Annotated in this window: 23 protein-coding genes; 19 read left to right on the forward strand and 4 right to left on the reverse strand. The window is 65.7% G+C overall.

Annotated features, from left to right (window positions below; all coding sequences use genetic code 11):
• Nucleotides 1-71: 71 nt before the first annotated feature.
• Nucleotides 72-377 (forward strand): metalloregulator ArsR/SmtB family transcription factor, encoded by a 306-nt coding sequence (locus ACGYLO_RS09320; RefSeq protein WP_271689306.1) that lies wholly within the window; start codon nt 72-74, stop codon nt 375-377.
• Between the two features lie 27 nt (nt 378-404).
• Here the strand turns inward: ACGYLO_RS09320 and ACGYLO_RS09325 are convergent, their stop codons facing one another.
• Nucleotides 405-863 carry a beta-lactamase hydrolase domain-containing protein gene (locus ACGYLO_RS09325; RefSeq protein ID WP_271689307.1) on the reverse strand — a complete coding sequence of 153 codons (459 nt, stop codon included), beginning with the start codon at nt 861-863 and terminating at the stop codon, nt 405-407.
• Nucleotides 864-1142: 279 nt separating this feature from the next.
• Between ACGYLO_RS09325 and ACGYLO_RS09330 the strand changes: the two genes are divergently transcribed.
• From ACGYLO_RS09330 to ACGYLO_RS09350, 5 genes are read left to right on the forward strand one after another with little or no spacing between them, the layout of a single operon-like run.
• Entirely contained in the window at nt 1143-1589 is a 447-nt protein-coding gene (locus ACGYLO_RS09330; RefSeq protein ID WP_271689308.1) for a hypothetical protein, read from the forward strand.
• Complete coding sequence (locus tag ACGYLO_RS09335) at nt 1589-2275, forward strand: MotA/TolQ/ExbB proton channel family protein (RefSeq protein WP_067264877.1); 687 nt, start codon at nt 1589-1591, stop codon at nt 2273-2275. The genes ACGYLO_RS09330 and ACGYLO_RS09335 overlap by 1 nt, the downstream gene beginning before the upstream one ends.
• Nucleotides 2268-2645, forward strand: a complete 378-nt coding sequence (locus ACGYLO_RS09340; protein WP_276154465.1) for a biopolymer transporter ExbD — start codon at nt 2268-2270, stop codon at nt 2643-2645. The genes ACGYLO_RS09335 and ACGYLO_RS09340 overlap by 8 nt, the downstream gene beginning before the upstream one ends.
• Nucleotides 2646-2647: 2 nt before the next feature.
• On the forward strand, nt 2648-3037 hold the full coding sequence (locus ACGYLO_RS09345) for a biopolymer transporter ExbD (protein ID WP_209217482.1): 390 nt from the start codon (nt 2648-2650) through the stop codon (nt 3035-3037).
• On the forward strand, nt 3034-4002 hold the full coding sequence (locus ACGYLO_RS09350) for a TonB family protein (protein ID WP_271689309.1): 969 nt from the start codon (nt 3034-3036) through the stop codon (nt 4000-4002). The genes ACGYLO_RS09345 and ACGYLO_RS09350 overlap by 4 nt, the downstream gene beginning before the upstream one ends.
• 16 nt (nt 4003-4018) lie before the next feature.
• Here the strand turns inward: ACGYLO_RS09350 and ACGYLO_RS09355 are convergent, their stop codons facing one another.
• On the reverse strand, nt 4019-5353 hold the full coding sequence (locus ACGYLO_RS09355; protein WP_271689310.1) for an aspartate aminotransferase family protein: 1335 nt from the start codon (nt 5351-5353) through the stop codon (nt 4019-4021).
• Nucleotides 5354-5526: 173 nt separating this feature from the next.
• Between ACGYLO_RS09355 and ACGYLO_RS09360 the strand changes: the two genes are divergently transcribed.
• The 6 genes from ACGYLO_RS09360 to gap all read left to right on the forward strand — a co-directional run bounded on the left by ACGYLO_RS09360 (nt 5527) and on the right by gap (nt 12639).
• Nucleotides 5527-6534, forward strand: coding sequence for a BMP family protein (locus tag ACGYLO_RS09360; protein ID WP_271689311.1), 1008 nt, complete (start codon nt 5527-5529; stop codon nt 6532-6534).
• Nucleotides 6535-8082 (forward strand): ABC transporter ATP-binding protein, encoded by a 1548-nt coding sequence (locus ACGYLO_RS09365; protein ID WP_271689312.1) that lies wholly within the window; start codon nt 6535-6537, stop codon nt 8080-8082.
• The gene (locus ACGYLO_RS09370) at nt 8072-9121 is read left to right on the forward strand and encodes an ABC transporter permease (RefSeq protein ID WP_271689313.1); all 1050 of its coding nucleotides are present in this window, start codon (nt 8072-8074) and stop codon (nt 9119-9121) included. Before ACGYLO_RS09365 ends, ACGYLO_RS09370 begins: the two co-directional genes overlap by 11 nt.
• On the forward strand, nt 9121-10065 hold the full coding sequence (locus ACGYLO_RS09375) for an ABC transporter permease (protein ID WP_271689314.1): 945 nt from the start codon (nt 9121-9123) through the stop codon (nt 10063-10065). The genes ACGYLO_RS09370 and ACGYLO_RS09375 overlap by 1 nt, the downstream gene beginning before the upstream one ends.
• A gap of 144 nt (nt 10066-10209) precedes the next feature.
• Complete coding sequence (locus ACGYLO_RS09380) at nt 10210-11490, forward strand: amidohydrolase family protein (RefSeq protein ID WP_271689315.1); 1281 nt, start codon at nt 10210-10212, stop codon at nt 11488-11490.
• A gap of 147 nt (nt 11491-11637) precedes the next feature.
• Nucleotides 11638-12639 carry a type I glyceraldehyde-3-phosphate dehydrogenase gene (gene gap, locus ACGYLO_RS09385; RefSeq protein ID WP_271689316.1) on the forward strand — a complete coding sequence of 334 codons (1002 nt, stop codon included), beginning with the start codon at nt 11638-11640 and terminating at the stop codon, nt 12637-12639.
• Nucleotides 12640-12678: 39 nt separating this feature from the next.
• Here gap and ACGYLO_RS09390 read toward each other — a convergent pair whose 3' ends face one another.
• Nucleotides 12679-13206: a winged helix DNA-binding protein gene (locus ACGYLO_RS09390; RefSeq protein WP_067262160.1), complete on the reverse strand. Its 528-nt coding sequence runs from the start codon at nt 13204-13206 to the stop codon at nt 12679-12681.
• Between the two features lie 198 nt (nt 13207-13404).
• Between ACGYLO_RS09390 and ACGYLO_RS09395 the strand changes: the two genes are divergently transcribed.
• Nucleotides 13405-14472: a Hint domain-containing protein gene (locus tag ACGYLO_RS09395; RefSeq protein ID WP_271689317.1), complete on the forward strand. Its 1068-nt coding sequence runs from the start codon at nt 13405-13407 to the stop codon at nt 14470-14472.
• A 36-nt stretch (nt 14473-14508) separates the two neighbouring features.
• Here the strand turns inward: ACGYLO_RS09395 and ACGYLO_RS09400 are convergent, their stop codons facing one another.
• Complete coding sequence (locus tag ACGYLO_RS09400; protein WP_271689318.1) at nt 14509-15078, reverse strand: TlpA family protein disulfide reductase; 570 nt, start codon at nt 15076-15078, stop codon at nt 14509-14511.
• A 23-nt stretch (nt 15079-15101) separates the two neighbouring features.
• Here ACGYLO_RS09400 and argH point away from each other — a divergent pair, with 23 nt between their 5' ends.
• Genes argH through ACGYLO_RS09430 form a run of 6 tightly spaced genes read left to right on the forward strand, consistent with a single transcriptional unit; the run spans nt 15102 to nt 21025 of the window.
• The gene (argH, locus tag ACGYLO_RS09405; protein WP_271689319.1) at nt 15102-16493 is read left to right on the forward strand and encodes an argininosuccinate lyase; all 1392 of its coding nucleotides are present in this window, start codon (nt 15102-15104) and stop codon (nt 16491-16493) included.
• Complete coding sequence (locus ACGYLO_RS09410; RefSeq protein WP_271689320.1) at nt 16490-16669, forward strand: hypothetical protein; 180 nt, start codon at nt 16490-16492, stop codon at nt 16667-16669. The genes argH and ACGYLO_RS09410 overlap by 4 nt, the downstream gene beginning before the upstream one ends.
• 8 nt (nt 16670-16677) lie before the next feature.
• A complete protein-coding gene (locus tag ACGYLO_RS09415) occupies nt 16678-16827 on the forward strand; it encodes a hypothetical protein (protein ID WP_271691999.1) in 150 nt (49 codons plus the stop codon).
• Nucleotides 16827-17144: a DUF2834 domain-containing protein gene (locus ACGYLO_RS09420; RefSeq protein ID WP_271689322.1), complete on the forward strand. Its 318-nt coding sequence runs from the start codon at nt 16827-16829 to the stop codon at nt 17142-17144. The genes ACGYLO_RS09415 and ACGYLO_RS09420 overlap by 1 nt, the downstream gene beginning before the upstream one ends.
• A gap of 27 nt (nt 17145-17171) precedes the next feature.
• Entirely contained in the window at nt 17172-18437 is a 1266-nt protein-coding gene (gene lysA / locus ACGYLO_RS09425; protein ID WP_271689324.1) for a diaminopimelate decarboxylase, read from the forward strand.
• 35 nt (nt 18438-18472) lie between these two features.
• Nucleotides 18473-21025: a DUF4175 domain-containing protein gene (locus ACGYLO_RS09430; RefSeq protein WP_271689326.1), complete on the forward strand. Its 2553-nt coding sequence runs from the start codon at nt 18473-18475 to the stop codon at nt 21023-21025.
• Nucleotides 21026-21027 lie beyond the last annotated feature (2 nt).

Below are 21027 nucleotides of genomic sequence, written 5' to 3' on the forward strand. Positions count from 1 at the left end.
CCAAGCGGCTGCCTTGTGTCAGACTTTAAATCAGTATATATTACGTCATCATAATATTCAATGATGCTAATATGAAAAACACGGACGACTTTCTGGATGGCGATATCGCCGGGGCTGCGGCGCTTATGACGATGCTTGCCTCAGAAGCGCGGTTGCAGATCCTGTGCCGTCTGATCAGTGGGGAACGCTCGGTCGGGGATTTGGCGCAGGCCTGCGGTCTGTCGCAATCCACCATGTCGCAGCAGTTGAAAAAGTTGAAGGACGCCGGTCTGGTCGACAGCCGCCGGGCGGGGCAGACGATCTTTTACCGCGTCAAGGGGCAGGAAGCCGTGGCCGTTCTGGAAACGCTGCATGGCCTCTACTGCGCGCAAAAGTAAAACGCCCAGCAAAACCGGGCGCTTCTCTTACGCTTTGCTATCTGCGTAGGATTTAACCAACTGACCGATCTTCTCTTCGGTCAGGTCGATGCCGCGGGCCTTGCCCTCCTGCAGGGCCGTGTCACCGTCCCAACCCTTATCCGCCGCGAGCGCCATCAAGGTCATCGCCCCTGCACGTTTGCCCGACGCGCAGTGCAGAAACACCGGCTGGGGCAAGTCGTCTAGTGATTGGCGGAATTCATCCACCGTCTCGGGTCCGAGGCTGTCCGGCGTCACCGGATGGTGCAGGTAGTTCAACCCCAGCTTCTCGGCCACCAGCCGCTCTGCATCGGGGGAGAGGCCGCCTTTCTCATCCGAGGCACGGAAGTTCACCAGTGTTTTCATCCCGGCCGAGGCCGCCTGCTCCAGCCCTTTTGCGTCCGGCGTGAACAGGGCCACGTTATGGGCAGGGTCGATGGTCGCGATCTTTTGGCTGTCGTCGGTCATTCTGGCCTCCTTCTCTGCGCGGATGCAGTCGCCCGCGCGTGGTGGTTTCAGCGGCCCAACCCCAACCCGGCGCAACTGTTCCCCGCTTAGCAGAACGGGCCGCGCTGCGCAGATATAATCCGAGTATTAAAGTCAGGATTGTCACCGCCGCCCGGTTTTGCTAGGCAGCTGGCAGAAATTCCGCTTGGCGCAAGAGGTGCTGCGACGATTCTGCCCAGCTGTGGCAGGCGCCCCAGACCTGCGCCGTGATCAAAGACAAACCCATCGGGAGCCACCCCCATGCCGCATTTTCGTTCCGCGTTCCTCGCGGCCCTGTCCCTGACCATCGCCGAAGGCGCCGCCGCCGAGACGCCCGCTGCAACCCCGGCCAGCGCCTCGCCCGCGCTCAAGGTCGAACTGAACGCCGCCGACACCACGGAAGCCAATTGCAAGCTGACCTTCCTCATCACCAACGAGCTTTCCGCCCCGCTCGACAAGGCGGTCTATGAAACGGTGCTGTTCGACCGCGAAGGCACCGTGAACCGGCTAACGCTCTTCGATTTCGGCGAACTGCCCGTTGGCCGCCCGCGCGTGCGTCAATTCGTGGTGCCGCAGATCACCTGCGAAAACCTTGGCCGCATCCTCTTTAATGGCGCGCAAAGCTGTGACGGCGCGGGGATCGAGGCGGGCACCTGCGAAAGCGCGCTGGCCCCGGCGACCCGGACCGAGATCGAGGTGCTGGGCTGATGGATCAACTTGACGCGCTGCTGACCCCGCTGCGGGGCATTGCCGAAACCGGTGGCCCGGTGGTGGTGATCCTGATGGCCGTGGCCGTGCTGACCCTTGCGGTCGCGCTTTATAAGACTTGGCAGTTCCGCGCCGCCGCCGTGGGCCGCCACCGGGCGCTGTCCGAAGCGGTCAACGCATGGGAGCGTGGCGATGCCGCCGCCGCCCGCGCGGCGCTGGGCCGGTCGAAAAGCTACCTCGCCCCGGTGATCGAATTGGCCATGTCCGCGCCTGAGGCGGGTGCCTCTCGCTTGCAGGCCGAGGCCGAGATGCGTTTTGCCAAGCTAGAGCGCGGCTTCCGCCTGCTTGATTCCGTGGCGCAGCTTGCCCCGCTCTTGGGTCTCTTCGGCACGGTTCTGGGCATGATCGAAGCCTTCCGCGCCTTGCAGGATGCGGGCTCTCAGGTGGACCCGTCGATCCTCGCCGGTGGCATCTGGGTGGCGCTTCTGACCACTGCCGTCGGGCTTGTCGTGGCCATGCCGACCGCGCTGGTGCTCAGCTGGCTTGAGCAACGCATGGAGAACGAGCGCGTCATCGCCGATAAGGCGATCCTCACCGTGCTGCACCCGGGCCAGAACGCGGCCCCCGCCGCTGCGCCCGCCGCCACGCCCTTTGCCGCCGCCGCGCCCCGGCCAGCCCATGGCTAGGCCACGCCGGCGGCGCAACCGCCTCTCCATGACCTCCCTGATCGACGTGATCTTTCTGCTGTTGTTGTTTTTCATGCTGACCTCGACCTTCTCAAAATTTGCCGAGATCGAATTGGCCGCAGCGACATCCGGGGCAGGGGCCGAGGCGGGGGCGAAACCCTATTTCCTGCAACTGACCACCGAGGGGCTGCGCCTCAACGGCGATGCGCTGGCGCTTGACGCGTTGACCGCCAGCCCCTTGGCCGAGGCCGAGGAGGGCACCCCGCTTTTGGTCTCGCTCGGGGCCCAGGTCGAGGCGCAGGCGCTGGCCGATCTGCTCATCGCGCTGCGCGCCCTGCCGGGGCTCAGCGTCTCGGTTCTGGAGGGCTGACCATGCGACCCATCGCCAAGGCCAAACCGCAACGCGAACCGACCATCGCGCTGATCAACATCGTCTTTCTGATGCTGGTCTTCTTCATGGTCGCAGGCACCCTGTCGCAGCCGCTCGATTCCGATCTCAACCTCGTCGAAACCCGCGAGCTTGAGGGCCGCGCCCCGCCCAATGCGCTGGTGGTCCATGCCGATGGCCGCATGACCTACGCAGGCCAAGACCGCGCCAGCGTGGTCGATTTCATCGACGCGCTGCCCGAAGAAGAGCGCGACACCGTGCGGCTCCTCCCCGACCGTGCGCTGCCCGCCCGCCGCCTTGTCGAACTGACTCGCGAGCTGCGCGGGGCAGGGGCCGCGCGCGTCATGCTTGTCACCGAAAGGGCGCTGCAATGATCCCCCGTTCCGGTCTCGTCAAAACACTTTCCATCGGCGTCGCGGCCAGCCTCGTCGTGGGCGTGTCGCAACTCGCCCAGATCGACGACAGCGCCAAGATCGCAGGCGGCGGCGCGCCCGCCGCGGCCCAGCTTGGCACGCGGTTCGAGGATATGGCGGTCGGCACATTGGATGCCGAACCGGTGGAAGAGATCACCCCAACCCCCGGACCCGAACCGCTGGAGACCGCAGAGGCCCTGCCGCCGACCCCCGCGCCCGAGCCCACGCTCACCCCCACGCCTGCGCCCGTCGCAGAGCCGGTGCAGACGGTTGAGGCCGAGCCGATGCCCGTGGCCCCGCCCGCCGCCGCGCCGACAGAGACGCCGGTCTTGCCCGCCCTGACCCCGGTCGAAACCCCGCCCGAGACGACTGAGGCCACGCCAACCATTACGGCTGCCGCCCCGGTGCCGCCGGTCGAAACCCTCACCGCCGAGGCCGAGGATGACGCGCCGCGCCTGTCGCAGCGCCCGCAGCGCCGCGACCCCGAACGCGCCGCCGAGGCCGCCAAGAAGGCCAAGCCCAAGCCGCAGCCGAAACCCAAGCCCAAACAGACCACGCGCGGCAATGCGAAGCGCAACAACACCAAGGGCGCGCAGACCGCCAGCCGCGCGGGCAATGCCGCGCAATCGGGCAGCCGCCAACGTGCCGCCGCGCCTGCGGGCAATGCGGCGGCCAGCAACTATCCCGGCAAGGTGATGAGCCGCATCGCCCGCGTCGGCAAGCCGCGCGTCCGCTCCCGCGGGACGGCTGTGATCGCCTTTTCCATCGGTGGGGGCGGGCAGTTGGCAGGGGTTCGCGTGGCCCGCAGTTCCGGGTCGGCGGCGCTGGATCAGGCGGCGCTTGGCATCATTCGCAAGGCCGCCCCTTTCCCGCGCCCGCCCGCCGGGGCACGGCGCAACTTCTCGATCCAGATCAAGGGCCGGTAACGGGCAGGCGGAGGGCTCAGCCCTCCGCGATCACCCCATCGACCGCCGTGCCCAGCATCTCGACCGTCATCTCGATTTCCTCGGGTGGAGAGGTAAAGGCCGGAGCCAGCAGAACGTGATCCCCCGCCGTGCCATCGGCGCAGCCCTGCGAAGGGTAGCAGATCATCCCTGCCTCCATCGCCGCGCGCTGGATCTTGCCCGCAAGGTTGCGGCTGACGTCGAAGGGCGTCTTGCTGTCGCAGTCGGCCACCAGTTCGATGGACCAGAACAGCCCGCGCCCGCGAATGTCACCGACATGGGCATGCTGGCCGAAGCGGTCGCGCAGCGCGGTTTCCAACTGCTGCCCCCGGGTGCGCACCGCGCTCAGCAAATCGCGGCTCTCGACCTCTTGCAGCACCGCCAGCGCGCCCGCCGTGGCCACCGCATGGGACATATAGGTGTGCCCGTTCCACAGGTTGCCGCTGCCCGCCATGATCGCCTCGATCACGCTTTGCCGCGCCATCACCGCCGCGATCGGCTGGTAGCCCGCGCCGAGGCCCTTGGCCATGGTGGTGATATCGGCGCAAATGCCTTCCTGCTCCAACGCGAAAAGGCTGCCCGTCCGCCCCATGCCGCACATCACCTCATCAGCGATGAGCAGCACGCCGTACCGATCACAAATCTCACGCACATGTTTGAAATATCCCGCAGGCGCGGGCTGGGAGCCGAGCGAGGCGCCGACCACCGGCTCGGCCACGAAGGCGGCCACCGTCTCCGGCCCCAGCTCAACAATCCGCGCCTCCAACTGATCCGCCAGCCGCCGCGCGAAATCCGCCGCGCTCTCGCCCTCGCGTTGCAGGCGGTAGGCATAGGCGGCGTCGATATGCTCGACCTCCATCAACATCGGGGCAAAGGGTTTGCGGCGCCCGGCATGACCGCCCACGGCCAAGGCCCCCAGCGTATTGCCGTGATAGCTGGGCTTGCGCGCGATGATCTTGGCGCGCGCCGTGTCGCCGCGCTCCAGATGGTACTGCCGGGCGAGCTTCAGCGCCGCCTCCATCGCTTCGGACCCGCTGCCCAGATACATGACCCGGCCTTCGCCCGTACCCTCGGGCGCGCGGGCGATGAGATGGTCGGCCAGTGCCTCTGCCGGGGCGTTGGTGAAAAGGCCAGTATGGGCAAAGACAAGCTTGTCCATCTGCGCGGCGACGGCGGCGCGCACGGCGGCATTGTCATGCCCAAGGCTTGATACAGCCGCACCGCCACAGGCGTCCAGATAGCGCTTCCCCTTGTCATCAATAAGGAAATTTCCTTCTCCGCGTACGATCACAGGTTGCGTGGCGCGCAGGTTACGGTGCAATACATGGCTCATCGTAGAATCCGATCCTTGGGGTCGACCCTATTTACCGCTTCGCCTGCTGACTGCCACATTAATCAGCACAAGGCGCCTATTCGGAAAAGCTTGGGCTGACCTAGGGTCAGGAGAAGCTTGACAGGTAAAATATTTTATCAAACGGTAAAATACCTAACCAACGGGGGATAAAAATGACACAACGCAATTTCACACGCCGCTTCCTATTGGGTACGGCGGCCATGCTGGCGGGTGCCAGCCTTTTGCCGCAGGGCGCGCTGGCCGCCGAGCCGATCAAGGTTGCGGGCGTCTACACCGTGCCGGTGGAACAGCAATGGGTCAGCCGTATCCACAAGGCTGCCGAGGCGGCACAGGAACGTGGCGACATCGAGTATACCTTCACCGAGAATGTCTCAAACACCGATTACGCCCGCGTGCTGCGTGAATATGCCGAGGCCGGCAACCAGTTGATCGTGGGCGAGGTCTTCGGCGCCGAGGCCGAGGCCCGCGAGGTCGCCGCCGATTACCCCGAGGTTGCCTTCCTCATGGGCTCCAGCTTCAAGCAGGACGATGCGCTGCCGAATTTCGCGGTCTTCGACAATTACATTCAAGACGCGGCCTACCTTTCGGGCATCGTAGCAGGGTCGATGACCGAGAGCGGCAACATCGGCATGGTCGGCGGCTTCCCGATCCCGGAAGTGAACCGCCTGATGCATGCTTTCATGGCTGGCGCTGCCGAGATGAACCCCGATATCAAGTTCCAAGTCAGCTTCATCGGCTCTTGGTTCGATCCGCCCAAAGCCAAGGAAACCGCCTTCGCTATGGTCGAGCAGGGGGCCGACGTGCTCTATGCCGAGCGTTTCGGCGTCTCGGACGCGGCGCAGGAGAAGGGTGTTCTGGCGATCGGCAACGTGATCGATACGCAAGCCGAATACCCCGAGACCGTCGTCGCCTCCGCCCTGTGGCATTTCGAGCCGACGCTCGATGCCGCCATCGCCGCCGTCAAAGCGGGCGAGTTCAAGGCCGACGACTACGGCCGCTATTCCTTCATGGCCGAGGGTGGTTCCTCGCTCGCGCCTCTGGGCACCTTTGAGGGCAAGGTCCCGCAAGAGGCGATGGACCTCATCGAGGAGCGCGAGAAGGCGATCCGCGACGGGTCCTTCACGGTCGAGATCAACGACGAAGAGCCGAAGTCCAACTAAATGACCGATCAAAACCCCGAGGCGCAGGTGGTCCTGCGCCTCGATGGCATTACCAAACGATTTGGCAAACTCACCGCCAATGACGCGATCTCCTTCGATCTGCGGCAGGGCGAAGTCATTGCCCTGTTGGGCGAAAACGGCGCGGGCAAGACCACGCTGATGAACATCCTCTTCGGCCACTACACGCCCGACGAGGGCCATGTGGAGGTTTTTGGCGAGCGTCTGCCCGCCGGTAACCCCCGCGCCGCGCTGGCCGCCGGTGTCGGCATGGTGCACCAGCATTTCACGCTGGCCGACAACATGTCCGTTCTGGAGAACATCGTGCTTGGCACCCGCTCGATCTGGCGACCCGGCTTTGGCCGTGCGCAGGCGCGGCAGCGGATCGTGGCGTTGATGGAGGACTACGGTCTCAGGGTCGATCCCGACGCCCAAGTCGGCAGCCTCAGCGTCGGCGAACGGCAGCGGGTCGAGATCCTGAAAGCCCTCTACCGCGAGGCGCGTATCCTGATCCTCGACGAACCCACGGCGGTGCTGACCCCGCAGGAAACCGAGGACCTCTTTGCCACCATGCGAAAAGCGGTCGCCCTTGGCCTCTCGGTCATTTTCATTTCCCACAAGCTGCATGAGGTCATGGCGATCTCCTCGCGCGTCGTGGTGCTGCGTCACGGCAAGTTGGTGGCCGAGGCCAAGACCGCCGAGACCGACCGCGCCGCCATGGCGCAGATGATGGTGGGCTCCGAAGTCGCCGCCCCCGTGGTGCGCCGCGCCGATCCCGGTGCCGCGCTGGTGACGCTTCAGGGTGTCTCCACGCCCGACGTCGGCAGCGCGCCGGGGCTGAAGAATGTCGATCTGGAACTGCGCGCGGGCCAGATCACCGGCCTCGCCGGGGTGTCCGGCAACGGGCAGACGGCGCTTGCTGACCTCATCGGCGGCCTCATTCGCCCTGCCTCCGGCACGTTCCACGTGAAAGGCGCCGCGCCGCGCGGCTGGTCGCCCCATGCCGCCATCGGCGCGGGCATCGCCCGCATTCCCGAAGACCGCCATAAGACCGGCACCATCGCCGATTTCGATCTCACCGAGAACGCGGTGCTCGAGCTCTATTCCCGCCCCGGGTTTTCCCGCCACGGCTGGATGAACTGGCGCGCCGCGCGCGATTTCGCGGCCAAGATCATCAAGGGATACGACGTGCGCTGCCCCGATCCCGAAACGCGCATTCGGCTGCTCTCAGGCGGCAACATGCAAAAGCTGATCTTGGGCCGGGTGCTGGAAACCGCGCCTTCGGTGGTGCTGGCCAACCAACCGGTGCGCGGCCTCGACATCGGGGCGCTCACCTACGTGCACGAACAACTCTTGGCCGCCCGCGACCGCGGGGCGGCGGTGCTGCTGATTTCCGAAGACCTCGACGAGGTCACGGCGCTGTCGGACGTGATCCACGTGATCTCCGAAGGCCGCCTTTCGCCCCCCTTCGCCCGCGGCGCGCTTACCCCTGCCGAATTGGGCGTCTGGATGGCGGGCGATGGATTCGAGGAGACCTCTCATGCGGCTTGAACCCGTCGCCAACCCCACGTGGACCCGCTCACTGGGCCTGCCCGCGCTGGCGCTTTTCGCCACCGTGGTCGTCGCCTCTCTGCTGGCGATGGTCGCGGGCGCGCAGCCGTTTTCGGTGCTGGGCCTGATCGTCAAGGGCGCCTTCGGCTCGAAATTCGCGTTGTTGGAGACGCTTAACCGCGCCACGCCGCTGATCTTCACCGGCCTCGCCGTCGCCGTCGCCTTCCGCGCGAAACTGTGGAACATCGGCGCCGAGGCGCAGCTTTACATGGGCGCGGTCGTCACCGTGGTGCTGGGCACCGGCGCGCTGGCATGGCCCAGCTTCGCGCTGCTGCCGACGATTGCCGTCGCCGCCATGCTCGCCGGGGCCGTGGTACTGCTGGTGCCGACCTTCCTCAAGACCCGCTTCGGCGTCGATGAGGTCGTCACCACGCTGCTTTTGAATTTCGTCGTGCTGCTCTGGGTCTCCATGCTACTCGAAGGGCCGCTGAAAGACCCGATGGGTCTCGGCTGGCCCAAGTCCGCCCGGCTGATCGGGGAGGCGCGTCTGCCGCGCATCGCCGAGGGGCTGCGGCTGCACTGGGGCTTTGGCCTCGCGCTGATCTCGGCGCTGGTGGTCTGGGTGATCCAGCGCCGCAGCACGCTGGGCTACGAGATGCGCGCGGTGGGTCTGAACCCCGCGGCGGCGCGTTTCGCGGGCATCCCGGTGAACGCCGTGCTGATCAAGACGGCGCTCTTGTCGGGCGGCCTTGCCGCACTGGCAGGCTTTTCCGAGGTGGCGGGACTCAAGGGCAACCTCACCTTGGATATCTCGCCGGGCTTTGGCTACACCGGGATCATCGTCGCCATGTTGGCGCTTTTGAACCCCTTGGGCGTGGTGGTGGCGGCGCTCTTCGTCGCCGGCATCTTCGTGGGTGCCGACAGCATGAGCCGCGCCGCGGGCGTGCCGACATATCTCGCCGACATCATGCTGGCGCTGGCGCTGCTGGCGATGGTGCTGGCGATCATGCTCACGAAATTCCGGGTGAGGCGCGACTGATGGATATTTTCGACATTCTCCTTCAGGCGAGCTTTTGGACCGCCGCGATCCGCATCGCCTCGCCGCTGATCTTCGCCGCCTTGGGCGAGTTGATCTGCGAGCGGGCAGGGGTTCTGAACCTTGGTATCGAAGGCATCATGGTCGTCGGCGCCTTTGCCGGCTGGCTTACCGTCTATCTCGGCGGCGGGCTGTGGTTCGGCGTGGCGGTGGCGATGCTCTCGGGCATGGCCTTCGGGCTGGTGCACGGCGTGCTCACCGTGCCCTTTGGCCTCAGCCAGCATGTCGTCGGCCTTGGAATCACGCTGTTGGCGACATCGCTCACCTACTATTGCTACCGTCTGGCGCTGCCCGAGGTCACTTCGCCGCCCAAGATCGAGGCCTTCCAGCCGCTGGAGATCCCGCTCCTGTCCGAGATCCCGGTGATCGGTCCCGCGCTCTTCAACCAGACCCCGCTGACCTATCTGGCCTTCGTGCTGGTGCTGGTGGTCACGCTGGTGCTTTACCGCACGCCCATGGGCCTCGCCCTGCGCGCGGCGGGCGAGAATCCGGCGGCGGTGGAGGCGCAGGGGCTCAGCGTCTCGGCAATCCGCATCGGCGCGGTCATGGTTGGCAGCGGGCTGATGGCCGTGGGCGGGGCCTTCCTGACCATGTCGGCCTTCAACTCGTTCTTCTTCGAGATGGTCAACGGCCGCGGCTGGATCTGCATCGCGCTGGTGGTCTTCGGCTCGTGGAAGCCGGGCAAGACGCTTCTGGGCGCGGTGCTCTTCGCCGCCTTCGACGCACTGCAGATCCGGGTGCAGCAGACGCCGCTTGGGGCCGACATTCCCTATCAGATTTTCCTCATGGCGCCTTATATCCTGTCGATCCTCGCGCTTGTCGTCATGTCGCGCCGCGCGCAGGTGCCAGCGGCGCTGATGGTGCCGTTCAACAAGGGTGAGCGCTGAACGCAGCGCTCCCTCTCAACCCTTCCGTCCGGCCGCAGGCCGGGCAGCCCCCGGCCGCCCCCCCGGGCGGGGGCTTTCACCCCCCACCCGCGGCCGGGGACTGCCCTTCGTGGTATTCAGCCCCGCAGTCACAAGGACCAACCCATGTTCGACCTCATCATCAAAGGCGGCACGCTCCCCGACGGCCGCGCCACCGACATCGGCATCAAGGGCGACCGCATCGCCGCCATCGAAGACCTCTCCACCGCCGAGGCCCGCGACACCATCGACGCCAGCGGCGACCTCGTCAGCCCGCCCTTCGTCGACCCGCATTTCCACATGGACGCCACGCTCAGCTACGGCACCCCGCGGATCAACGCCTCGGGCACGCTTCTGGAAGGCATCGGCCTCTGGGGCGAACTCAAGGAAGTGATGACCCAGGACGAGGTCAAAGCCCGCGCGCTGGAATATTGCGATTGGGCCGCCTCGTTGGGGCTTCTGGCGATCCGCAGCCATGTCGACACCTGCGACGACCGGCTTCTGGGCGTCGAAGCCCTGCTCGACGTGCGCGAGACGGTGAAGGACTACATCGACCTGCAACTCGTCGCCTTCCCGCAAGACGGGCTCTACCGCGACCCCACGGCGCATGAGAACACCATTCGCGCCCTCGACATGGGTGTCGATGTGGTGGGCGGCATCCCGCATTTCGAACGCACCATGGCCGACGGCGCCCGCTCCGTCACTGCCCTATGCGAACTCGCCGCCGAACGCGGCCTCATGGTCGACCTGCATTGCGATGAGACCGACGACCCCCATTCGCGCCACATCGAGACGCTGGCCTATGAGACCCAACGCCTCGGGTTGCAGGGCAGGGTGGCTGGTTCTCACCTCACGTCGATGCATTCGATGGACAATTACTACGTCTCGAAACTGCTGCCGCTGATAGCCGAGGCAGAGGTCGCCGCGATCCCGAACCCGCTCATTAACATCACCCTGCAGGGCCGCCACGATAGCTTCCCGAAACGCCGCGGCCTGACGCGCGTGAAAGAGATGCAGGCCATGGGCATCGACGTCGGCTGGGGGCAGGACTGTGTGATGGACCCGTGGTATTCCATGGGCACGGGCGACATGCTCGACGTGGCCTTCATGGGGCTGCATGTGGCGCAGATGACCTCGCCCGAGGAGATGCGCCGCTGCTTTGACATGGTGACGAATGTGAACGCGCGGATCCTCGGCTTGCAGGACTACGGGCTGCGCGTCGGCGCGACCGCCTCGCTGGTGGTACTGGACGCGGGCAACCCGATCGAGGCGTTGCGCCTGCGGCCCGACCGGCTCTGCGTTGTGGCCAAGGGCCGCGTGATCTCACAACAGGCGCGCAACGACGCGCGGCTCAGCCTGCCGGGGCGGCCCGACAGCGTGCGCCGCCGCCATAGCGCGCATTCGTAAAACCGGGCTGAAAACAGGCCCAAAATCGGCGCCTTGAACCCGGGTGCCGATTTCCTACTTCTGGCCAATTGAACTCCGTCACACCCAGTGCTATGTTAGCGCTAACCGCGCCAATCCGCCCGAAACCGGGCCACCGGAGGACTCACCATGACCACGAAAATCGCCATCAACGGCTTTGGCCGCATCGGACGCTGCGTGCTGCGCGCGCTGATCGAGAACGGCTTTGACGGGATCGAAGTCGTTGCCATCAACGACCTGACCGATGCCGAAAACCTGCTGCACCTGCTGAAGTACGATTCCGTCCATGGCCGCCTGCCGGTGGATGCGGAATTGAAAGACGGCACCCTGCATGTGGCGGGCCAGTCCATCCGCATGACGGCAGAGCGTGATCCGGCGAAGCTGCCTTGGGGCGACGTCGATGTGGCCTATGAATGCACCGGTTTCTTCACCGCCCGCGACGCGGCGGCGAAACATCTGGAGAATGGCAGCAAACGCGTGTTAATCTCGGCCCCCGGCAAGGGGGTAGACCGCACCGTGGTCTACGGCGTCAACCATGACGAGTTGACCGGCGAAGACGTGATCGTCTCCAACGCGTCCTGCACCACCAACTGCCTCGCCCCCGTGGCCAAGGTGCTCGACGATACTTTCGGGATCGAAACCGGCTATATGACCACGATCCACGCCTATACCGGCGACCAGCCGACCCACGACAGCCCGCACCGCGACCCGTATCGTGGCCGCGCCGCCGCCCTGTCGATGGTGCCCACCTCGACCGGCGCCGCCGCCGCGATTTCCGAGGTGATCCCCCATCTGAAAGGCGTGCTCGAAGGCTCTGCCGTGCGGGTGCCGACGGCCAATGTCTCGCTCGTGGATCTGTGCATCATGCCCAAGAAACCGGCCACGGCAGAGGCGGTGAACGCGGCCATGCAAGAGGCGGCCGATGGCGCGTTGAAAGGCGTGTTGGCCTATGAGCCCGCGCCGCTGGTCTCGACCGATTTCAACCACGATCCGCATTCCTCGACCCTCGCGCCCGATCAGACGCGGGTGACCGATGGCGGCATGATCCGCGTGGTCAGCTGGTATGACAATGAATGGGGTTTCTCGAACCGCATGAACGACACTGCGCGCGCCATTGCCGCGCTGATCTAAGCTATTGCTGGCGCGGGGGGCAGCCCTCGCGCCCGCGCTCTACAGCGAGGCCGCCGCGCGGCTCGCTTGGTCATATTGACCCGACATCGCCCGAAGCTGCGCCGCAATCTTGCGCAGTTCCTCGCCCGAGATATCGGTGCGCGGCAAGCCATCCAGAAAACACGCCTGACGGATCGCGCGATAGGCTTCGCATAGCTCGGCGCCCGCAGGCGAGGTGCGATAGAACACCTCCTTGCCGCGTTTCTCTGCGCTCAGCAATTCGGCCTTGACCAGCTTGCGAAGGGCGTAGTTCACCGTATGCGTGTCTTCGATGTTGAGCAGGAAGCAGATATCCGTCAGCCGCTTCTCCCGGCCCCGGTGGTTGGCGTTGTGCAGCACGAGGATTTCCAGCGGCGTCAGATCGCCATTGCCCGCCGCCGCCATGCAACGCGACATCCAGCGGGTGAAGGCGTTATAGGCGATGATCATGCCGTATTCGAGTTCGGAGGCCTCCCAGCCATCGCCCTCGGCCAAGTGACGTGAAGAGACGATGCGGCGTGACGGGGTGGGGGGTACTTCTTCCGACATGCGGTGCCTCCGGGTGTTTGACCCCTCTGACGTTACCAAGACGCTGACAATTTACAAGCGTTTCGCGGCGCTTCGCCGGTGCAGCAGGGGCAAAGATCAATTTGCAACAGGTTGCGCTGCCACATTCGCGCCATCTTTCGCGCGGTCCCCGGCTTTGCTAGGCTGCTGGCAATAATAAACGAGGCAGGCAGAGCAGTTATGAAAACGGGCTTTCGGGGCACGTTTGTCATCAGCTGGTCGCAAACAGAGATCGACGGTCTGGAGGCCGCGCCGGTGCAGTCGCTCGAACTGGGCTCGGCCTGGGCGTGGCGCGGGGATACCATCCGGGTGGATGGGCCGAATGATGTGCTGCGGCTGGATATGGCGGACGGGGCAGAGCGGCTGCGCAAACGCGCGGCCCGCAAGGTGCAGCGCCTGATCGGGGCCGCGCTTGAGGAGGGGGGCATACTGCCGCCCGCACCGCGGCGCGATCTGGGCACGGCCCCGCTGCCCGACGACAGCTTCATGGTCACCAATGGCGCGCGGACCTATACCGTCACCCTGATTGACGCAGGCCCGGGGCGGATGCCGCTGCTGATGTTCGTCGATGAAATGCCCCCGCGCAACAGCGAGCTTTGGGTGATGCACAGCACCCTGACCCCGGCGCGCGATGACCGGCCCGAGGGCGGCGGGGTGATCTGTTTCACCCCCGGCACCCGCATCCGGACCCCCAAGGGCAGCGCCCTGATCGAAGAGTTGCGCGAGGGCGATCTGATCCAGACGAAGGACAATGGCGCGCAGCCGCTGGAGTGGATCGGCAGCCGCCGGATGACCGGCGCGCGGCTACATGCCATGCCGCATCTGCGCCCCGTGCGCTTCCGCCCCGGAGCCTTGGGGATTGCCCAGCCCGACGCCCCGCTGCTGGTCTCCCCCGATCACCGGATCGTGCTGCAAGGCGCTCAGGCCCGTGATCTGTTCAACTGTGACGAAGTGCTGGTCGCCGCCAAGGACCTGATCAACGGCCACAGCGTGGCCAGCGATATGTCCCTGCGCGAGGTGACCTATGTCCATGTGTTGCTGGCCGAACATCAGGTGATGTGGGCCAATGGGGTCGAGACGGAAAGCTTTCATCCCGCCTCCGCCCCGCTGACCAGCCTTGGCGCGCAGGACCGGGCGCGGCTGCTGGCCGCATATCCGCAGCTTGAGACGGATCCGCACAGCTATGGCGGTTTCGCGCGGCGCAATCTCAGCACTTCGGAGGCGGCGATCCTGCGGCATGTGGCGTGACAGCCGGGCACGGGCGCCCGACCGTTCGAGAGGCGCTTAACTCTCGGCGCCTTCTTCGATCAGGGCCGCGATGATCGCCCGTGCGCTGTCGGAATCCCATTTCGCATCGCCCTGCAACCGGGCAATCTCGCGCCCTTCACGGTCTAGGATCACGCTGATCGGCAGGCCGAACACGCCCATCTGGCTGGCGAGCTTTTGCTTCGGGTCTTGGTGACGGGGCAGGCTGTCGACACCCGCTTCCTCGAAGAACCGTTTGATCCCTTCCTCAGAGTTGCGCCCCGTGGCGATGGTTAGCACCTGAAAATCATCGCCGCCGAATTCCTTTTGCAGGGCGTTCAACTGTGGCATCTCCTTGCGGCAGGGCGCGCACCATGTGGCCCAGAAGTTCACCAGCACGATCTTGCCTTCGTAATCCGCCAGCGACATCGCCTCGCCATCGTCCTCACGCTCAAAGGTCACGTCAGAGGCCGCCTGCGGCGCGTCATGGATCACGAGTTTCTTCATGTCCCCTTCGCGCAGCCCCGCGATGTCAGCCGTTCCGGCAAGGGCGGGGTTTGCACCTGCGACAAGCAGCGTATAAACGAGGCCGAGCACAAGATTTTTCATACGTCCCTCCAAGGGTATTCAACATGACCGACACGACCTCGAACAAAATGTGGGGCGGGCGTTTCGCCGCCGGACCGGATGCGATCATGGAGGCGATCAACGCCTCGATCGGGTTCGACAAACGGATGGCCGCGCAAGACATCAAAGGGTCGCGTGCCCATGCCGCCATGCTGGCAGCCACAGGCATCCTGACTGATAACGACGCCGACGCGATACGGGAAGGGCTTCTCACAATCTTGTCAGAGATCGACGAGGGCCGGTTCGAATTCTCCGCAGCCCTCGAAGACATCCACATGAACGTGGAGGCACGGCTGAAAGACCTGATCGGAGAGCCCGCAGGCCGCCTGCACACGGGCCGCAGCCGTAATGACCAAGTCGCGACCGATTTCAAACTCTGGGTGCGCGACCAATTGGACGCCGCCGACGAGGGGCTGCAGGCCCTGATCCGCGCGCTTTTGTCTCAGGCCGAAGCGGGGGCCGATTGGGTCATGCCGGGCTTTACGCATCTGCAAACCGCGCAGCCCGTGACATGGGGCCACCACATGATGGCCTATGTCGAGATGTTTGGCCGTGACCTGTCGCGCATCCGCGATGCGCGCAAGCGGATGAACGAATGCCCGCTGGGGGCCGCCGCATTGGCGGGCACCTCCTTCCCGATCGACCGCGAGATGACGGCAGAGGCGCTTGGTTTCGACCGCCCCGCCGCGAACTCCCTCGACGCGGTGAGCGACCGCGACTTCGCGCTGGAATTCATGTCAGCCGCCAGCATCTGCGCCATGCATCTGTCGCGCTTCGCCGAGGAGCTGGTGATCTGGTCCTCCGCGCAGTTCCGTTTCGTGGCGCTGTCGGATCGTTTTTCGACCGGCTCCAGCATCATGCCGCAAAAGAAAAACCCCGACGCTGCCGAGCTTATCCGCGCCAAAGTGGGCCGCATCTTTGGCGCCAACACCGCGCTGATGATGGTGATGAAGGGGCTGCCGCTGGCCTATTCCAAGGACATGCAAGAGGACAAAGAGCAGGTCTTTGACGCTGCCGACAACCTGATGCTGGCGCTGGCCGCGATGACCGGGATGGTGGGCGACATGACCGCCGAGCGCGAGAACCTCGCCGCTGCCGCGGGCTCGGGTTTCTCCACCGCCACCGATCTTGCCGACTGGCTGGTGCGCGTGCCGAACCTGCCGTTCCGCGACGCGCATCACGTGACCGGCACGCTGGTGGCCATGGCCGAGGCGCAGGGCTGCGATCTGCCGGACCTGACGCTGGAGCAGATGCAATCGGTCCATGCCGAGATCACCAAGGACGTTTTCGATGTGCTTGGCGTCGAGAATTCGGTAAACTCGCGCATGTCCTATGGCGGCACCGCGCCCGCGCAGGTGCGTGCCCAAATCGCACGTTGGAAGGAAATCCTGAAGTGAAACGCCTCCTTGCGGCCCTTTCCCTGTTGAGCCTTGCCGCCTGTGGCGCGGATGGCGAACCGGTGCGGCCCACGGCGAGCAGCAGCATCACCATGTCCTCGTCGGGCGTCTCGGTAGGCACAGCGGTGGGGCTGCGCCGCGGGCCGTTCTCCGTCTCGCTCGGGGCCGGGTCGTGAGGCCGCTTTTGCAGATCACACTGGTGGCCGGGGCGCTTGCCTTGGCCGCTTGCACCCCGCCGCAGTCCGCCCCACGGCAGGCCGCACCCACACCGCCGACCGAGCCGGGGATCAGCCTGTCGGGCTATGCCACCGTCGGCGTGGTCAAGAGTTTCTGATGTCGCTTTTGCGGATGCTCTACCTCGCCCTCGCGGTCTGGGGCACGATCCATCCGATGTATTACTTCGTCACATGGTTCAACGCCGAAGGCTGGAGCCTGAGCGCCATGGTCGAGGCATGGCACGCGAATGCCGCCGCCAGCGGGCTGGTCTGGGACCTGACCATCGCTGCCGTCACTTTGACCATCTGGATCATTGGCGAGGTCGCCGTGCGGCGCAATTTCCTCAGCCTGATTGCCATTCCCGCCACGTTCTGTATTGGGGTGAGCTGTGGCCTGCCGCTTTATCTTTTCCTGCGGACAGCGCCCATCAGATAAGCGGCGACGACATGGGGCCAAACGCAGATGGATCATTTTCTCTATAAAGACGGTGTGTTGCATGCCGAAGACGTAAGCCTGGCCGAGATTGCCGCCGCCGTGGGCACGCCCGTCTATGTCTATTCCACCGCCACGCTGCTGCGCCATTTCCACCTTTTTGACGACGCGCTGTCGGGGATGGACCATCTGGTCTGCTACGCGATGAAGGCGAACTCTAACCAAGCCGTCTTGCGCACGTTGGCGCAGGCGGGCGCGGGGATGGATGTGGTCTCGGGCGGGGAATACCGCCGGGCGAAAGCGGCGGGCGTGCCGGGCGACAGGATCGTCTTTTCCGGCGTTGGCAAGACCCGGGAAGAGATCGAACTGGCGCTGACGGGGGGCATCCGCCAGTTCAACGTCGAGAGCGAGCCAGAGATGATCCTGCTGGATGTCGTGGCGCGCGAATTGGGCAAAGTGGCCCCGATCACCATCCGCGTAAACCCGGATGTGGACGCGAAAACCCACGCCAAGATCGCCACCGGCAAGAGCGAGAATAAGTTCGGCATCCCCATCGCCCGCGCCCGCGAAGTCTATGCGATGGCGGCCAAACTGCCGGGGCTCAAGATTGTCGGCATCGACGTGCATATCGGCAGCCAGTTGACCGATCTCGCCCCCTTTGAGCAGGCCTACGGCAAGGTCGCGGAACTGACCGAGGTGCTGCGGGCCGATGGCCATGACATCCGGCGGCTCGACCTCGGCGGCGGCTTGGGCATCCCTTACGAGCGGTCGAATTCCGCCCCGCCGCTGCCCACGGATTACGGTGCGATGGTGCAGCGCACGCTGGGGCATCTGGGCTGCGAGGTCGAGATCGAGCCGGGCCGCCTGATCGCGGGCAACGCAGGTGTGCTGGTGAGCGAGGTGATCTATCTCAAATCCGGCGAGGGCCGCGATTTCCTGATCCTCGATGCCGCGATGAACGATCTGATCCGCCCTGCCATGTATGACGCATGGCATGACATCGTGCCGCTGACCGAACCCGCCCCGGGGGCCGAGCCGCGCCCCGTCGATATCGTGGGCCCGGTCTGCGAATCCGGCGATACTTTCGCCAAACAGCGGATGATGCCGGTGCTGGGCTCAGGCGATCTGGTGGCCTTCCGCTCTGCCGGGGCTTACGGCGCGGTGATGAGCAGCGAGTATAATTCGCGGCCCCTGATCCCCGAAGTGCTGGTGAACGGCGATCAATTCGCGGTTATCCGCCCACGGCCAAGCTTTGACGAAATGATAAACCGCGATACCATCCCTGAATGGCTTTGACGGCATCCCGCCGCCGGGCCACCGGAGCGTGACGCATGGAGACTTCCACTGACAGGACAGACGGGCTGCGCGCTTTGCGCTGGCCCTTGCGGCTGACCTGGGCGGGGATGCTGGCCGAGGCGCTGGTGCAGGCGTTCTGGCCCGTGTTGGCGCTGGTGCTGACGGTGCTGGCGGCGCTGATGATGGGCGCGCAGGATGCTTTGGCGGGCGGGGCGCTTTGGGCCGCGTTGGCCATCGTCGGTCTTGCTGCTCTCTCCGGTTTGTTCTTTGCCCTGCGCCGTTTCCGTCTGCCATCCCGCGCGGCGGCGCTGGCGCGCTTGGATGCCAGCCTGCCGGGGCGGCCCATTCGGGCGCTCTTGGACGATCAGGCGATTGGCGCAAGCGATGCCGCCTCGGCGGCGGTCTGGCAAGCGCATCAGCGGCGCATGGCCGCGCGGGCGGCTGCGGCCAAGCCGGTGAAGGGCGATCTACGGGTCGCGCAGGCCGATCCCTATGCGCTGCGCTATGTGGCTTTGCTTGGGTTCATCGTGGCGCTTGTCTTTGGTTCCGTCTGGCGGTTGGGCGAGGTGACGCATCTGGCCCCCGGCGGGGCGGGCGGCACGCTCGCCTCCGGCCCCGTTTGGGAAGGCTGGGCCGAGCCGCCGCGCCATACCGGCAAGCCGACGCTCTACCTCAACGATCTTGAGGCCGGGGCGCTGTCGCTGCCCGAGGGCACGCTGATCACCCTGCGGCTCTATGGCGAATTGGGCGCGCTGACGGTGGCTGAGAATGTGTCGGGCCGCGAGGTGGCGGCATCCTCGGAACCCGCGCAGGATTTCACCCTGCGCCAAAGCGGAGAGATCAGCATCGACGGGCCGGGCGCGCGGGCGTGGCAGATCACGCTTTTGCCCGATGCCGTGCCACAGGTCGAACGGCTTGGCCCGCCTGAGGTGACCGCCTTGGGAGAGATGAGCCTGCCGTTCCTTGCGCGCGACGACTATGGCGTCGAAGCCGGGGAAGCGCGGATCAGCCTTGATCTGGATTCTGTCGACCGCCGCTATGGTCTGACCGTCGACCCCGAGCCGCGGCCTGAGATCGTGGTGCCGCTGCCCATGCCGATCAGCGGCGACCGGCGCGATTTCGAAGAGACGTTGATCGAGAATTTCTCGAAACACCCATGGGCCAATCTCCCGGTGTCGCTGCAACTTTCGGTATTGGACGCCTCCGAACAGCAGGCCGTGACCGAGGTGAGCCAGTTGACCCTGCCGGGGCGGCGTTTTTTCGAGCCGGCGGCGGCAGCGGTGATTGAGATGCGGCGCGATCTTTTGTGGTCGCGCGCAAATGCGCCGCGCATTGCGCAGGTGCTGCGCGCGGTGAGTTATGCCCCCGGCGATGACCTGCGTTCTGAGGTGACGGCGCTGCGGCTCAAGCAGGTGATCCGGCGGCTGGAACTGCGGGCGCGCTACGGGCTGGACGAAGAGGTGCAGACCGAGCTGGCCGAAGACCTCTGGGCGCTGGCGATCGAATTGGAAGAAGGCGTGTTGGCCGATGCGCTTGAGCGGATGCGCCGCGCGCAGAATAGGTTGAACGAGGCGATGAAGAACGGTGCCTCGCAGGCCGAAATCGCCGAGCTGATGGACGAGCTGCGCCGCGCCACCGAAGACTATCTGGAGCAACTTCAGCGGCAGCAGGCGCAGGAGGGCGCGGGCGAAGACCAGCAGCCGCAGGGCGAAGCGATGCAGATGACCCAAGACGATCTGCAACGCATGATGGACCGCATTCAGGAGTTGATGGAACAGGGCCGCATGGCCGAAGCCGCCGAGGCGCTGCGCCAGTTGCAGGAAATGATGGAGAACATGCGCGTCACCGAAGGCCAGCCGGGTCAGGGCGGCAATTCGCCCGGTGAGCAGGCGATGGAGGGGCTGTCGGACACGCTGCGTGAGCAACAGGGGCTGAGCGATCAGGCCTTCCGCGACCTGCAAGAGCAGTTCAATCCCGGCACCGGCGCGGGCGAGAGTGACGGCAACGAAGGCCGCAACGGCGGGCAGGGGCGCGGCGAGAGCCATGAAGGCCAGCGCGGGCAGGGCGGCCCCTCCGGTGAAGATGGGGCCGAGGAGGGGCTGGCCGGTCGCCAGCAGGCACTGCGCGACGAGCTGCGCCGCCAGCAAGGGCGTTTGCCCGGGCAGGGCACGGCTGAGGGGGACGCGGCCCGCGACGCGCTGGACCGCGCGGGCGAGGCGATGAACCGCGCCGGAGAGGCGCTGCGCCGCGATGAACTGGCCGAGGCGATCGACAATCAGGCGCAGGCGATGGAAGCGCTGCGCGAGGGCATGCGCGCCCTCGGTGAAGCGATGGAACAGGAGCAACGCGCAGGCCAGCCGGGCCAAGGCACGGCAGAGGGCGGCGATCAGCGCGGCGAGGGGCGCGATCCGCTTGGGCGTGAGCAGGGCGGCAGCGGGGCCAACAGCTCGGACGCGCCGCTGGCGCAGGGGCCGGACGATCAAGGCCGCGCGCGGCGGTTGCTGGACGAAATCCGCCGCCGCTCAGGCGAGGCGGAGAGGCCCGAGGTCGAGCGGGATTACCTTAACAGGTTGTTGGATCGGTTCTGATC

It is taken from the genome of Sulfitobacter sp. 1A13353, from assembly GCF_043557255.1.
Taxonomy (GTDB): Bacteria; Pseudomonadota; Alphaproteobacteria; order Rhodobacterales; family Rhodobacteraceae; genus Sulfitobacter; species Sulfitobacter faviae.

Bases quoted from the DNA above. Each gene is read 5' to 3' on its own strand.
- gap (WP_271689316.1), top strand. From the start codon at position 11,638: ATGACCACGAAAATCGCCATCAACGGCTTTGGCCGCATCGGACGCTGC.
- ACGYLO_RS09400 (WP_271689318.1), bottom strand. From the start codon at position 15,078: ATGAAAAATCTTGTGCTCGGCCTCGTTTATACGCTGCTTGTCGCAGGT.
- ACGYLO_RS09370 (WP_271689313.1), top strand. From the start codon at position 8,072: ATGCGGCTTGAACCCGTCGCCAACCCCACGTGGACCCGCTCACTGGGC.
- argH (WP_271689319.1), top strand. From the start codon at position 15,102: ATGACCGACACGACCTCGAACAAAATGTGGGGCGGGCGTTTCGCCGCC.
- ACGYLO_RS09360 (WP_271689311.1), top strand. From the start codon at position 5,527: ATGACACAACGCAATTTCACACGCCGCTTCCTATTGGGTACGGCGGCC.
- ACGYLO_RS09355 (WP_271689310.1), bottom strand. From the start codon at position 5,353: ATGAGCCATGTATTGCACCGTAACCTGCGCGCCACGCAACCTGTGATC.
- lysA (WP_271689324.1), top strand. From the start codon at position 17,172: ATGGATCATTTTCTCTATAAAGACGGTGTGTTGCATGCCGAAGACGTA.
- ACGYLO_RS09325 (WP_271689307.1), bottom strand. From the start codon at position 863: ATGACCGACGACAGCCAAAAGATCGCGACCATCGACCCTGCCCATAAC.
- ACGYLO_RS09375 (WP_271689314.1), top strand. From the start codon at position 9,121: ATGGATATTTTCGACATTCTCCTTCAGGCGAGCTTTTGGACCGCCGCG.
- ACGYLO_RS09365 (WP_271689312.1), top strand. From the start codon at position 6,535: ATGACCGATCAAAACCCCGAGGCGCAGGTGGTCCTGCGCCTCGATGGC.
- ACGYLO_RS09320 (WP_271689306.1), top strand. From the start codon at position 72: ATGAAAAACACGGACGACTTTCTGGATGGCGATATCGCCGGGGCTGCG.
- ACGYLO_RS09335 (WP_067264877.1), top strand. From the start codon at position 1,589: ATGGATCAACTTGACGCGCTGCTGACCCCGCTGCGGGGCATTGCCGAA.
- ACGYLO_RS09420 (WP_271689322.1), top strand. From the start codon at position 16,827: ATGTCGCTTTTGCGGATGCTCTACCTCGCCCTCGCGGTCTGGGGCACG.
- ACGYLO_RS09345 (WP_209217482.1), top strand. From the start codon at position 2,648: ATGCGACCCATCGCCAAGGCCAAACCGCAACGCGAACCGACCATCGCG.
- ACGYLO_RS09350 (WP_271689309.1), top strand. From the start codon at position 3,034: ATGATCCCCCGTTCCGGTCTCGTCAAAACACTTTCCATCGGCGTCGCG.
- ACGYLO_RS09330 (WP_271689308.1), top strand. From the start codon at position 1,143: ATGCCGCATTTTCGTTCCGCGTTCCTCGCGGCCCTGTCCCTGACCATC.
- ACGYLO_RS09380 (WP_271689315.1), top strand. From the start codon at position 10,210: ATGTTCGACCTCATCATCAAAGGCGGCACGCTCCCCGACGGCCGCGCC.
- ACGYLO_RS09340 (WP_276154465.1), top strand. From the start codon at position 2,268: ATGGCTAGGCCACGCCGGCGGCGCAACCGCCTCTCCATGACCTCCCTG.
- ACGYLO_RS09390 (WP_067262160.1), bottom strand. From the start codon at position 13,206: ATGTCGGAAGAAGTACCCCCCACCCCGTCACGCCGCATCGTCTCTTCA.
- ACGYLO_RS09430 (WP_271689326.1), top strand. From the start codon at position 18,473: ATGGAGACTTCCACTGACAGGACAGACGGGCTGCGCGCTTTGCGCTGG.
- ACGYLO_RS09395 (WP_271689317.1), top strand. From the start codon at position 13,405: ATGAAAACGGGCTTTCGGGGCACGTTTGTCATCAGCTGGTCGCAAACA.